Source organism: Nitrobacter hamburgensis X14 (genome assembly GCF_000013885.1).
GTDB lineage: Bacteria > Pseudomonadota > Alphaproteobacteria > Rhizobiales > Xanthobacteraceae > Nitrobacter > Nitrobacter hamburgensis.
In genome coordinates this window covers 1,216,419-1,229,568 of record NC_007964.1, presented here as the reverse complement: position 1 = coordinate 1,229,568, position 13,150 = coordinate 1,216,419, and the positions used below count along the sequence as shown (strand labels likewise).

General features: G+C 63.2%; 7 protein-coding genes. 1 reads left to right on the top strand and 6 read right to left on the bottom strand.

What is annotated here, in order from left to right:
• Positions 1 to 36 precede the first annotated feature (36 nt).
• The 3 genes from NHAM_RS05540 to NHAM_RS05530 are packed head-to-tail and all read right to left on the bottom strand — an operon-like array spanning position 37 to position 5,688.
• Complete coding sequence (locus NHAM_RS05540) at positions 37 to 2,127, bottom strand: 3-hydroxyacyl-CoA dehydrogenase NAD-binding domain-containing protein (RefSeq protein WP_011509631.1); 2,091 nt, start codon at positions 2,125 to 2,127, stop codon at positions 37 to 39.
• A 7-nt stretch (positions 2,128 to 2,134) separates the two neighbouring features.
• Positions 2,135 to 3,418: an acetyl-CoA C-acetyltransferase gene (locus NHAM_RS05535; RefSeq protein WP_011509630.1), complete on the bottom strand. Its 1,284-nt coding sequence runs from the start codon at positions 3,416 to 3,418 to the stop codon at positions 2,135 to 2,137.
• Entirely contained in the window at positions 3,418 to 5,688 is a 2,271-nt protein-coding gene (locus NHAM_RS05530; RefSeq protein WP_011509629.1) for an acyl-CoA dehydrogenase, read from the bottom strand. The genes NHAM_RS05535 and NHAM_RS05530 overlap by 1 nt, the downstream gene beginning before the upstream one ends.
• 539 nt (positions 5,689 to 6,227) lie before the next feature.
• On the opposite strand from NHAM_RS05530, the gene NHAM_RS05525 reads away from it, so the two are divergent.
• Positions 6,228 to 7,667 (top strand): ArnT family glycosyltransferase, encoded by a 1,440-nt coding sequence (locus NHAM_RS05525; RefSeq protein WP_245270016.1) that lies wholly within the window; start codon positions 6,228 to 6,230, stop codon positions 7,665 to 7,667.
• Positions 7,668 to 7,749: 82 nt separating this feature from the next.
• On the opposite strand, the gene NHAM_RS05520 is transcribed toward NHAM_RS05525, so the two are convergent.
• Genes NHAM_RS05520 through NHAM_RS05510 form a run of 3 tightly spaced genes read right to left on the bottom strand, consistent with a single transcriptional unit; the run spans position 7,750 to position 12,653 of the window.
• Positions 7,750 to 8,361 (bottom strand): TetR family transcriptional regulator, encoded by a 612-nt coding sequence (locus NHAM_RS05520; RefSeq protein WP_011509627.1) that lies wholly within the window; start codon positions 8,359 to 8,361, stop codon positions 7,750 to 7,752.
• An 18-nt stretch (positions 8,362 to 8,379) separates the two neighbouring features.
• Positions 8,380 to 11,514, bottom strand: coding sequence for an efflux RND transporter permease subunit (locus NHAM_RS05515; protein WP_011509626.1), 3,135 nt, complete (start codon positions 11,512 to 11,514; stop codon positions 8,380 to 8,382).
• 14 nt (positions 11,515 to 11,528) lie between these two features.
• Positions 11,529 to 12,653, bottom strand: a complete 1,125-nt coding sequence (locus tag NHAM_RS05510) for an efflux RND transporter periplasmic adaptor subunit (protein WP_011509625.1) — start codon at positions 12,651 to 12,653, stop codon at positions 11,529 to 11,531.
• Between the last annotated feature and the right edge of the window lie 497 nt (positions 12,654 to 13,150).

Genomic DNA, 13,150 nt, shown 5'->3' with positions numbered 1-13,150 from the left:
GTCATCGGTCTGTCGAAGGCATTATCACGCGTCGCCTCACTTGAACGCATCCCAGCCGGGGTCCGGCGCAAAACGGACGCCGAATTTTTCCGCGAGCTCGCGCAGGTTGGCGGCGACATTCTCCGGGCCACGGGTGCGCGCATAGTTCAGCGGGCCGCCGCGGAACGGCGCGTAGCCGGTGCCGAAGATCATCGCACCGTCGACCAGGTCGGCATCGTCGACGATGCCTTCGCGCAGGCACGCGACGCACACGTTCGACATCGGCAGCACCAGGCGGTCGATCATTTCCGGCGTGACCTGCGACCTGCTCGCGGTGCCCTTGTCGGCCTTGCCGTCGCGCCACGTGTAAAAACCCTTGCCGGTCTTGCGGCCGAGTTCGCCCTTCGCGACCTTTTCGCGCAGCCAGTCCGGCGGCTGTGGAAGAGCTTCACCGAACTTCGAGCGCAGCTCGTCGCCGACGGCGAGGCAGATGTCCAGCCCAACCTGGTCGGCGAGTTCGATCGGCCCCATCGGCATGCCGAATTTTTCCGCCGCAGCATCGATCACGGTCTTGTCGATCTTCTCGTCGAGCATCACCATGGCTTCGAGCATGTACGGCGTCAGCGCACGGTTGACGAGGAAACCCGACGAACTCTGCACCGGCAGCGGCAGCCGGTCGATGGCGCCGACGAACGCCATGGCCTGTTTCAGCACCTGCGGGTCGGCGGCATCGTGGCTGACCACCTCAACCAGTTGCAGCCGCGACACTGGATTGAAGAAGTGCAAACCCACCAGCCGCTCCGGATGCTGCAGCGTGGTGCGCAACTCCTGCAGCGGAATGCTCGAAGTGTTGGTGGCGAGGATCGCGCCCGGCTTCATCCTCGGCTCGAGGCCGGCATAGACCTTCTGCTTCAATTCGAGCTTTTCGGGCACCGCCTCGATGATGAGATCGGCATTGCGCACGCCTTCGCCGTTGAGATCGGGCATCAGGCGGTCGAGCGCATCGCGGATCCCGGTGCGCTTGCGGACGATTTTGCCGTAGAGGTCGGATGCGCGCTTGATCGCGCCGGCGATCGGCTCCGGCTTCATATCCGCGAGCGTCACCCGGATGTCCTGATGCGCGCACCACGCGGCGATGTCGCCGCCCATGGCGCCGGCGCCGATGACGTGCAGGTGCTTCACCAGGTTGCCGCCGCCCGCGAGTTTCTTCATCTGCTCGCGCAGGAAGAACACCCGGATCAGGTTCTGCGCCGTCGACGTTACCATCAGGCCGGCGAAGGAACGCTTTTCGGCCGCAAGCATCGCGGCCTTGCTGCCGCCATGCTTCTCCCAAAGGTCGATCAAAGCATAGGGCGCAGGATAATGCTCCTTCGATGCGGCCTTCTCCGTCTCCCGACGCATCCGCGAGGCGAGAAAGCCGCGAACGGGGCCGAAGTTAAGCAGCCAGTTGGGCGCATTAGGCCGGGCGCGTTTCAGCCGGCCGGCCACCGCATCCTTCACCGCGTTGCGGACGTGGCGCTCCTGGGTCACGGCGTCGACAAGGCCGAGCGCACGCGCTTTCCGCGCGTCGATGGTCTTGCCGGTCAGCATCAGCGTCATCGCCTGCATCGGATTGACCAGCCTGGTGAACCGCGCGGTGCCGCCGAGTCCGGGATGCAGCCCGAGCATCACTTCCGGGAAACCGAACCGCGCATTGTCGATGGCGATCCGCGTCCGGCACGCCAGCGCCAGCTCGAGCCCGCCGCCGAGGCAGAAGCCGTGGATCACGGCGACGCTCGGAATCTTCATCGCCTCCAGCCGGTCGATGATGCCGTGGGCGCGACCGATCGTCGTTTCGACCTCTTCCGGATCGGCGGCACCGCGGAACTCGTTGACGTCGGCGCCGGCGATGAAGCCGGACGGCTTCGCCGAGCGGATCACGATGCCGGCGGGCGGCTGGCTTTCCAGCACGCTCACGATCGCGCCGAACTCCTCCATCACCTCCGACGACAGCGTGTTGGCGCTGGAATCGGCGCGGTCGAACAGCACCCACGCCACGCCGTCGGCATCGCGCGTCAGCTTGAAGTTGCGATAAGGGCCGCTTGCATCGGGTTTCGGCCCGAGCTCCAGCACGCGATCCTTGAGAACGTCCAATATCCTGGATTCCATGACGTCCTCACACCATCTCGATCAGCATGGCACCGCCCTGCCCGCCGCCGATGCATTCACTGGCGATACCGCGCCTGGTGCAGAGCCGCTTCATGGCGTTGACGAGATGCAGCACGATGCGGTTTCCCGAAGTACCAACGGGATGACCGAGGCTGACCGCGCCGCCATCGACGTTGAGTCTGGCGCGGTCGATCGTGCCGGCCGCACCGTCGAGGCCGAGCACCTCGCGGCAGAATTTCTCGTCCTTCCACGCGGCGAGGCAACCGAGCACCTGCGTGGCGAAGGCTTCGTTGAGCTCCCAGGTCTCGATGTCGTGGAGCGATAGCTTGTTGCGCTTCAACAGCTCGGTCACTGACAACGTCGGACCGAGCCCCATGATCGAGGGATCGAGCGCCGACCACTGGCTGTCGATGATCATCGCCTTCGGCTTGAGACCGTGTTTGATGACGGCATCCTCCGATGCGAGAATGGTCCAGCAGGCGCCGTCGGTGATCTGCGACGAATTGCCGGCGGTGACCTGGCCCCACGGCCGCTCGAACACCGGCTTCAGCTTCGCCAGCGTCTCCATCGAGGACTCAGGGCGCACGCCGTCGTCGTGATCGTAGAATTTGCCGTCGCGCGCGAACGCGGTTTCCAGTTCGCCCTTGAGCCAGCCTTCGGCCTGCGCCTTCGCAAGCCGCTTGTGGCTTTCGACCGCGTAGGCGTCGGACTGTTCGCGGGTGATGCCGAAAAGGTGGCCGACCACCTCGGCGGTCTGGCCCATGTTGAGTTCGGTGATCGGATCGGTCAGCCCGCGCTCAAGCCCGATGATCGGCTTGAAATAGGGCGGCCGCGCTTTCGCGATCGCCTTGATTTTCGCAACGATGCCCTTGGCGCCGGCGACGCCTGCGAACCAGCGCACGCCCTGCTGCGGCCACACCAGCGGCGCATGGCTCAACGCCTCCGCGCCGCCCGTCAGGATCAGGTTGGCGTTGCCGTCGCGGATATAGCGGTAGCCGGTGTCCATCGACTGCATGCCCGAGCCGCAGTTGATCTGCACCGTGAACGCCACCATCGCCTCGCCCATGCCGAGCCGCAGCGCGGCGACGCGGGCCGGGTTCATCTCGTCGGCGATGACGTTGACGCAGCCGAGGATGACCTGATCGAACGCGTCGGGCGCGAACGGCTGCCGCGCCAGCAACGGCCGTCCGCATTGCACCGCCAGATCGACCGGCGTGAACGGCCCCGGTCCGCTGCGCGCTTTCAGGAAGGGGGTTCGGCTGCCGTCGATAATATAGACCGGACGCACCATCAGCCTACCGCCCTCGTCTCACTCAACTCCTGCACGACCTGATGCACGCCGGCGGGCTTCTTGTAAATCGGGGACAATGCCTCCGGCGCGAAGTCGTCGACCTCGATGACGCGGACCACCGCCTCGTGCGCCGCCTTGTATTGCTCGGCTTCGACCTGGGTGATGACGCCCTGCTTCACCGCCTCGTCTGCGTCGTGCAGTCGCGCCGCGCGCATCCGCCTGAACACGTCCTCCGCGGCAGTCACCAGCAGAAACGCCTTTTCCAGCAGCGCCGGGCTACTGCCATCATCGACCTGCGAGAGCCCCGACGTCAGGCGGTCACGCGCGACAGAGGGCTCCAGCACCAGTTGCGCGCAGGCATGGACGACCGCGTCGCTCGGCCCGCGCGCCTGCGCGCCCAGCGGCTGGATCATGAATTTGAGCATGAGCGCGACGAAGCGGTTCGGCAGGTTCGCCAGGATATCAGCAAACCGCTGCTCGATGGTGCGGAAGCCAGTGGCCATGCACCATTCGACCATCGGGAGATCGACCTCCTGACGGCCATCGTCGTGCCAGCGCTTGATGACGGCCGACAACAGATACAATTCGGAGAGAATATCGCCGAACCGCGCCGACAGCATCTCCTTGCGCTTCAGCTTGCCGCCGAGCGTCAGGAGCGCCATGTCGGCGCACAATGCGAAGGCCGACGAATAGCGCGAGAGCTGACGGTAGAAGCCGGTCACCGCGCCCGCATCATCCGGCGCGGGCGCGAACACCCCGCCGCTCCAGCTTCGGCCCCAAGCGCGGAACAGCGTGGTGAAGCTGTGGGAGATATGAGCCCAGAACGCCTTGTCGAAGGTATCGAGGCCCCGGAGTTTGTCGGCGTCGCCGAGCGCATTCATCTCCTGCAGCAGAAAGGGATGCGCGCGGATCGCGCCCTGCCCGAAGATGATGAGGTTGCGCGTCAAAATGTTGGCGCCTTCCACCGTGATCGAGACCGGCACCCCGCGATAGAGATTGCCGATGTAGTTTTGCGGTCCGTCGATCACGGCCTTGCCGCCGTGGATGTCCATGGCGTCATCGATCACGGTGCGCAAGCGCTCGGTGGCGTGCAGCTTCATGATGCCGGAAATGACGGCGGGATGGTGGCCCTCGTTGAGCGCGGCGCAGGTCAGCCGCCGCGCCGCGTCGATCAGATAGGCGGTTGCGGCGATCCGCGCCAACGGCTCCTCGATGCCCTCGAACTTGCCGATCGGAATGCCGAACTGCTCGCGGACGCGGGCATAGGCGCCGGTGGTGCGCGCCGCGAAGGCCGCGCCCGCCGCCGACAACGAGGGCAGCGAGATGCCGCGCCCGGCCGCCAGCGCCGTCATCAGCATCTTCCAGCCCTGACCCAGACGCTCCCTTCCACCGATGACGTAGTCGAGCGGGATGAAGACGTCCTTGCCCCAGTTCGGACCGTTCTGGAACACCTGCATCGCCGGCAGATGGCGCCGGCCGATCGACACCCCCGGCAGATCGGTCGGGATCAGCGCCACGGTGATGCCGAGGTCCTCCTGCGAGCCGACCAGATGATCCGAATCGTAGGCCTTGAAAGCGAGGCCGAGCAGCGTCGCCACCGGGCCGAGCGTGATGTAGCGCTTGTGCCAGTTGAGCCTGAGCCCGATCACCTCGCGGCCCTCGAACATGCCCTTGCAGATGATGCCGCTGTCGACCATCGCCGCGGCGTCGGAGCCGGCTTCCGGACTGGTCAGGCCGAAGCACGGAACGTCGCGGCCGTCGGCGAGGCGCGGCAGCCATTTTCCCTGCTGATCCCTGGTGCCGAAGCGCATCAGCAATTCGCCGGGGCCGAGCGAATTCGGCACCATCACCGTGACTGCGGCGGTCAGCGAGCGCGACGAAATCTTGCGCACCACTTCCGAATGCGCATAGGGCGAGAAGCCGAGTCCGCCGTACTCGGTCGGAATGATCATGCCGAAGAATTTTTTCTGCTTGATGAAACTCCAGACCTCGGGCGGCAGGTCGCGCCATTCCCAATTGATCTTCCAGTCGTCGAGCATGGCGCAGAGTTCGTCCACCGGGCCGTTGAGGAACGCCTCTTCCTCCGCGGTCAAAGTCGCCGGCGAGGTCGCCAGCAGCTTCGTCCAGTCGGGATTGCCGGTGAACAGATCGGCGTCCCACCAGACGTCGCCGGCCTCCAGCGCCTCGCGCTCGGTATCCGACATCGACGGCAGCACGCGGCGCGCCCAGGAGAAGATCAGCTTGGAGATCACGTCACGGCGAAAACTCATCGCAATGTCCTCTTGTTCGGGTAGTCCGCACGGTCGGTCCGGTTGGGATTGCTAAAGGCAATGCCTTTACACCTATAAAGGAAATATCCTTAAAATAGGGAAAACCGCGTTTCATTTCATGTTTCTTAATTGAAAACTAAGCGGAATTGGGCGGCTGGAGCCCCGCCTACAACGACAAGATAGCGCAAGAGTTCCGAAAACGCGATTTGCGAAAATGTGATCGTCTTCGGGGGTAGCCCTTGCAGGTGGCGTGGCCAATACCTGTCATTTATGGCGCGCTTCCAAGAATGCCGAGCCTTGCAATTCAGCCCTTGCAGTTCAGCCAGCCCCGTCCTTCAATTCGAACGACAATTGGCAGACTGTAACTGACATTGCTGGCGTCGGGCCGGGCATTCCGGGCTTGTGCTCCCGTCCAAGTGCCTGATAGCACGCTTTTCGTCGCGGCTAACTTTTTTGGGGCGTCGATGAGTCAAGCGAGCGCTGGCGAGCCGTCTACGATTACGCGATACTGGAGCCTTTTCTTCCGACCAGGCGAATGGTTGCTTTCCAGGTTTTCGCGTTTGGAGCAATCCCGTTGGCCCGTCCTCTGGGTAATAGGTCTGTTCCTCGCTCAAGCGATCCCTGCCACAATCATTCGCGCCTCGAACCTGGAGGAAGGCACGGTTCTGGCCATTGCGCGCGGTGCCGTGGAGGACGGCCATTGGCTCACGCCCTTCGTTTACGGAGAGCGGTTCGTCGAAAGACCCGTTCTGTTGTCATGGATAACGGCGTTTTTTGGCGAGTTAACCGGCGGTGTCACACTTTGGTCATTACGTATTCCGCACCTTTGCTTCTTCCTTGCGGGGACATTGCTGATCTACAACCTGCTCCGGTCCGTCACCGGCAAGAGTGCGGCTATTTTCGGCGCGCTGTGCTGGATCAGCATGCCTGTTGTCGCACCCAAGTTCATCAATGCCGAGCCCGACATCGTTCTCGCGACTTTGCTGTTTGCAGCTTTTTGCGTCTGGTGGCAGGGAACTGCCGACAAGAGCATGACGTTTGGGCGATGGCTCTGCGTGAGCATCTTGATCGCCCTTGCCGGCTTGACCAAAGGACCGCAGCCCGTCGCTTACTTTACTCTCGGCGTTGGCGCTTACATCCTTCTGAAGCAGCGTGATCAGATTCCAGCATTCATCGCCGCGAACTTATGCTCGGGGCTGATCATCGGCGGCTGGTATGCCATCATTTATCACCCCAGCGATATGGAAACCTGGGAAGCTCATTCACGCCTGTCGCATACGACCAACGGCCTTGCCACGATTCTGGGCCATCTGGATTTCGTCAAGAGTTTAGCTATCGAATTTTTGCCGGGATCCATTTTGATAGCACCGGCAGTTCTGATCGCCGTCCGCAGATGGCGAAACACTCGAAACGACCTCAACACCCGAAACGACCTGCTGCTTGCCGCGATCCTCTACTCCGTGGCTTGCACCCTGGTTCTCTTGTTCTGGCCGGGTAAAGTGGCCGCGCGCTATGCGATGCCGGGGACGATGACACTAGCGGTCATTTGCGGACTGATGTTTGAGAGCTGGCGCCATAGCCACCCCAAAGTCATCGCGTCAGCACTGGTTGTGACTTATCTGATCTTTTCCGCGCTGCTCGTACGAGGATGGGTGGCGATGCCTTTCTGGCCGCATCTTTTTCAGGAGAGTCGAATAGCAGGCACCGCGATCTCCTCCGTTATCCAGCAGCATCCGGGACCGCTATATGTGATCGGCAGCTCAACTGAACGCAATATGCTGGTTTACGTCCCGAGCCGGATCCGCGCGATGACACTGGACGACTTGGCGCGGCTGCAAACCGACTCAATTGCAGTGCTGCTTCCTGAAGAACGGCAAGCTTTAGCTCGTCAAGCTCCCACCCTGCAGCTTATTGACCGCGCTGATCTGGCGAGGAAGCCCTATAGCGTCGTTGAGATTTTGCCAAACGGGTCGCGCTAGTGGAGTGCTGCGCGCCATTCCCGCGGGCAAATCCTTGCCGGTCACGCCGTTCACCCCTGATATTCTGCGCGTATTGTTTTTGTTATTTGCGCCCCCCGCCGCGCGGCGCAAGGCCGGCAAGCACGAAATCGATCATCTGATCGAGCGTCGGCCCCGGCTTGTCGACGCATTGCGCGATCATCTGCGGATGGAAGAAACGCATCATCGCCGTGCATGTGCACAGCGACGCCAGCGGTACGTCCGGCGCCTCGAACTCGCCGTTCGCCGCGCCCTGGGCGATCACCTCGCCGATAGTCGCGGCGATATCCTCCATATGCGCCTTGCAGACATCCCAGTCTTCTTCCATGGCAATGGCGACCATCTCGTGAAGCTTGGAATCGCCGACATAGCGCTCGCTGTTCATGTGATGGATCGTCGACAGCAATTCCCGCAACCGCTGTGCGGCCGGACCGGGCGCGGCCCCGATCGCCTGCGCCGCGTCCTCGACCTCGCCCATCAGCCGCCGTGCCACGCCATGGTGGATCGCCTTCTTCGAGTCGAAGAAGCGATAGACGTTGGCGGGCGACATCCGCAGCACCTTCGCGATGTCGGCGACGGTGGTCTTTTGATAGCCGATCTCGCGGAACAGTTTCTCCGCCACCACCAGAATCCGGTGGCGCGTATCAGCCTCGGTGTTGTCTGTGATCATCGCCATGAGAGAACCAATCTTCACTTATTCCGCGGCCTGAGCAAGCGGAAAAGCGAGCTGCGTCTCGTACGGTACGGGCTCGGCCTGCTCCGGCTCGCCGCCGCGCTCATTAAGGCTCTTCCTGAACCACAGCGCGTAGAGACCCGGCAGATACAATAGGGTCAGGAAGGTCGCAACGAACAACCCGCCCATGATGGTGATCGCCATCGGGCCCCAGAACGCCGAGCGCGACAGCGGAATCATCGCAAGGATCGCGGCCAGCGCCGTCAGCACCACCGGCCGCGCGCGGCGCACCGTCGCTTCGACGATCGCCTCGCCGCGGGTGAGGCCGTGCGCGACATCGGCCTCGATCTGATCCACCAGAATGACCGCGTTGCGCATGATCATGCCGGCCAGCGCGATCAGGCCGAGCAGCGCCACGAAGCCGAACGGCTGGTTCGCGACATTGAGCCCGAGCGAAGCTCCAATGATACCGAGCGGTGCCGTCATGAACACCAGCACGAGCCGCGAAAAACTCTGCAACTGGATCATCAGCAGCGTCAGCATCACGATGACCATGACCGGAAACAGCACGAAGATCGAAGCGTTGCCCTTGGCGGACTCCTCGAACGCACCGCCTGCCTCGATCCGGTAGGCCGGCTGCAGGTGATCGCGAATCTCCTGCAATTTCGGCCAGATCTGGTTGGTGACGTCGGGCGCCTGCACGCCGTCCACCACGTCGCCGCGCACCGTGATCGCCATGTCGCGGTTGCGCCGCCACAGGATCGGCTCCTCGTGGGCGTATTCGATCTTCGCGACCTGCGACAGCGGCACCGCCACGCCGCCCCGCGACGTCACGGTGAGATCGCCGACGCCGGCGAGGTCGAGACGCTCCGACGGGATTGCACGCGCGACGACGCCGACCTTCTCGATGCCGTCGCGCACCGTCGTCACCGGAACGCCCGAGATCAGCATGGCGAGCGCCTGCGAGACATCCTGCGGCGTCAGACCGAGCGCACGGGCGCGATCCTGATCGACCACGAGCTTGAGATACGGCGTCTGTTCGTTCCAGTCGAGGTTCGGATCCTTCACATTCGGATTGGCGCGCACGACGTCGCGCACCTTGTAGGCGATGTCGCGCACCACCTTGGGATCGGGGCCGATCACCCGGAATTGAACGGGGAAGCCGACCGGCGGACCGAAGTTGAAGCGATCGACCCGGACCCGCGCCTCGGTCAGCGCGCCGTCATCGACCGCTTTCTCGATCTTTGCCTTGATCCGCTCGCGGGCCTCGACGTTCTTCGCCACGATCACGATCTCGGCGAAGGATTCGTTCGGCAGTTGCGGATTGAGTCCGAGCCAGAAACGCGGCGAACCCTGGCCGACATAAGCGGTGTAGGTGGCGATATCGTTATCGTCCTTCAGGAGCTTTTCGGCCTCTTTCACCGACTTCTCGGTGACGCCGAACGCCGTACCTTCCGGCAGCCGCAGTTGCAGGAACAGTTCGGGCCGCTCCGACAGCGGGAAGAACTGCTGCTGGACATGACCGAAGCCCACGACGGCGACGACGAAGATGCCCGCGGTCGCAGCCACCACCTTGATGCGGTGGTTGACGCACCACTGGATCACCGCGCGCAAGGCCCGATATACCCGCGTCTCGTAGATCGCGTGCGGATCGTGGTTGTGGCCGACTTTGATGGTCGGCAGCAACTTGACGCCGATATAGGGCGTGAAGATCACCGCGACGAACCAGGAGGCGACCAGCGCGATCGCCACGATCCAGAAGATGCCGCCGGCGTATTCGCCCACGGCCGAATTGGCGAAGCCGATCGGCAGGAAGCCGGCTGCCGTCACCAAAGTGCCGGTCAGCATCGGAAACGCGGTGGACTCCCAGGCAAAGGACGCGGCGCGAAAGCGATCCCAGCCCTGCTCCATCTTCACCACCATCATCTCGACCGCGATGATGGCGTCGTCGACCAGAAGGCCGAGCGCGATGATCAAGGCGCCGAGCGTGATGCGGTGAAGGTCGAGCGACATCGCATTCATGACGATGAAGACGATCCCGAGCACCAGCGGCACCGACAGCGCCACCACGATGCCGGTGCGCCAGCCCAATGCGAGAAAGCTGACGAATAGCACGATCGCCAGCGCCTCGATGAACGAATGCACGAACTCGCCGACGGCGTGCTCGACCACTTTCGGCTGATCGGCGATGCGCTCGATGTTGATGCCCTGCGGCACCGCCTGCATGAACTCGTCGGCGGCCCTAGTGACGTCCTCGCCGAGTTGGAGAATGTTGGCGCCCTTCGCGGTCACGACGCCGATGCCGAGCGCCGGCTTGCCCTCCTGCCGTACCTTGAATGTCGGCGGATCGACGAAGCCATGGGTGACGGTCGCGATATCGCCGAGGCGGAACACACGCCCGTTGCTTTCGACCGGCGTCTCCGCCACCGCCTCGGCGCCATCGAGAGCGCCGGTAACGCGCAACGCCACCCGCTGCGACGAGGTTTCGACGGTGCCGGCCGGCGTTACCGCATTCTGTTTTGCAAGCGAATCGAAGATCGCCTGTGGCGCGATGCCGAGCGTGGCCAGCTTGGCGTGGGAGAACTCGACGTAGATGCGCTCGTCCTGGATGCCGTAGAGGTTGACCTTGGTGACGCCGTCCACCCTCAACAGCCGCTGGCGCAGACCTTCGGCAACCTTTTTCAACTGCGCGTAATCCGCGCCGTTGCCAGTCAGTGCATAAAGAATGGAATCGACATCGCTGAACTCGTCGTTGACCACCGGCCCGATGATTCCGGCCGGAAGGCTGCCCTGCGCATCGGCAAGCTTCTTGCGCAGCAGGTAGAACAGATAAGGCACCTGCTTCGGCGGGGCGGAGTCGAGGAAGGACACCTGCATCGCCGTGAAAGCCGGCTTGGAATAGGTCTGCACCTTGTCGAAATACGGCAGTTCCTGCAGCTTCTTCTCGATGGGATCGGCGACCTGGGTCTGCATTTCCTCCGCGGTCGCGCCGGGCCACATCACCGAGACGTTCACCACCTTGACCGTGAAAGAGGGATCTTCGGCCCGGCCCAGCTTCTCGTAGGAGAAGAAGCCGGCGACGCCGAGCGCGACGATCAGGAACAGAATCAGCGCCGGATGGCTCACCGCCCAGGCGGACAGATTGAAGCGCTTCATGGCACTCTCCGCGTTCAGAACGACAGCGACGACACCACCCGCACCTTCTGCGCGGGATCGAGTTTCTGCACGCCGAGCACGACGACCTTCGCGCCCTCGCCCACACCGCCGGTGATGATGACGTCGTTGCTCTCGTAGGATTTGACAGCGACCGGCTTCAGCGCGACGTCGCCTTTGTCATCGACGACATAGAGCGGCGACGGTCCGCCCTGGCTGAACAGCGCCGACAGCGGCACCCGCGCCACGCGCGAAGTGGCGGCGTCGGCAAGCGTCAGCGTAGCCGTCATGCCGAGCGAAACCTTGTCGTCGGCATCCGGCAGCGAGAACTTGGCGAGATAGGTGCGGGTCGCGGGATCGGCGGTCGGCGCGATCTCGCGCAGTTTCGCCGCATAGGTCTTGCCGGGCTCCGACCACAGCGACACGCGCGCGGTGCCGGTCCTGGCGCGACCGATCAGCGTTTCCGGAATCGCAACAACCGCTTCCTTTTCACCAAGGCGCGCGACGCGGATCGCGCCCTGACCCGCGGCGACCACCTGCCCGGCATCGACCAACGTCGCAGTCACCACGCCGCGGGTGTCGGACGTCAGCGTCGCATAGGACAGAGAATTCCGGGTCAGTTCGACCGAGCGCTGCGCGCGGTTCAGCCGTGCCCGCGCTTCGTCGGCGGTGGCCTTGGCCTGATCGAGCTGCGCGTCGGTGCTCCAGCCTTTCGTCCGCAGTTCCTGCGCACGATGCTCGGCGGCGGCGGCCTGCGCCAGCACGCCGGTGGCCGCATTCAATTCCGCCTGCGCCTGCTCGGCCTGCAATTTGAGATCGACTTCATCAAGGGTGGCGAGCGGCTGGCCGACTTCAACGGTCTGGCCGACCTCGACGAGGCGCTTCGCGACCTTGCCGGGCACCCGGAAACCCATGTCGGTCTCGATCCGCGGCTTGATGGTGCCGACGAAGCTACGGTCTGGCGTCTCCGCCTCGTAATGCACGGTGGCGGTCAGAACCGGGCGGGCCGGCTCGGCCTTCTCGGCGACCGATTCATTGCAGCCTCCCAGCGCCAGCGCCGGAAGGATGACCAAAACGAACGGCAAATACCTGGAGGACCAGAAGAACTTGGAAGACCAGGAGAAAGAGCGATGAGACAGCATCGGGAAAATCCTTCAGAAGCCTATCTCATGCCACTGTGGAATGTTTAATGATGATTGTCAATATTCATCATAGATCATGAAATCGTGAAGGATCGGGTTCCCGGTCAAGGGCCGCGGGACGACTCCGGGAAAAATAAAGGAGGCGTGCGGGATTGCGCGGCCGAGCGCCGCAAATCAGCGGCCGACGCAAGCAAGGGACGGCAATCCCGATCGCGATCAGGACCGATTATGCAACCGGCGCGACTGTTCGGGAGCGGTCTGGTTGGCGTCGAAAGCAAGTGAAGGTTGTGAGACCTTGCCCGCTCGCGGCGTTGATAAAATTTTAATCGTACCCGTTCAAAAATACCGCCGACTGAACGATTCAAATGGCCCGCAACCGCGGGCCTCTCTCGTCACTATGCGCGCATCAAGGCAACGTTCGTAACGCAAGTTCCCCAGAGGTTTAGAGACCGGTCCCCTGTCTCGACCCAAGAACTGTCGGTCGTTTGGGAATACTA

What these genes read in the sequence shown, in the direction of transcription:
- NHAM_RS05515 (WP_011509626.1), bottom strand. Translation starts at nt 11,514, where the DNA reads ATGAAGCGCTTCAATCTGTCCGCCTGGGCGGTGAGCCATCCGGCGCTG.
- NHAM_RS05540 (WP_011509631.1), bottom strand. Translation starts at nt 2,127, where the DNA reads ATGGAATCCAGGATATTGGACGTTCTCAAGGATCGCGTGCTGGAGCTC.
- NHAM_RS05530 (WP_011509629.1), bottom strand. Translation starts at nt 5,688, where the DNA reads ATGAGTTTTCGCCGTGACGTGATCTCCAAGCTGATCTTCTCCTGGGCG.
- NHAM_RS05535 (WP_011509630.1), bottom strand. Translation starts at nt 3,418, where the DNA reads ATGGTGCGTCCGGTCTATATTATCGACGGCAGCCGAACCCCCTTCCTG.
- NHAM_RS05510 (WP_011509625.1), bottom strand. Translation starts at nt 12,653, where the DNA reads ATGCTGTCTCATCGCTCTTTCTCCTGGTCTTCCAAGTTCTTCTGGTCC.
- NHAM_RS05520 (WP_011509627.1), bottom strand. Translation starts at nt 8,361, where the DNA reads ATGGCGATGATCACAGACAACACCGAGGCTGATACGCGCCACCGGATT.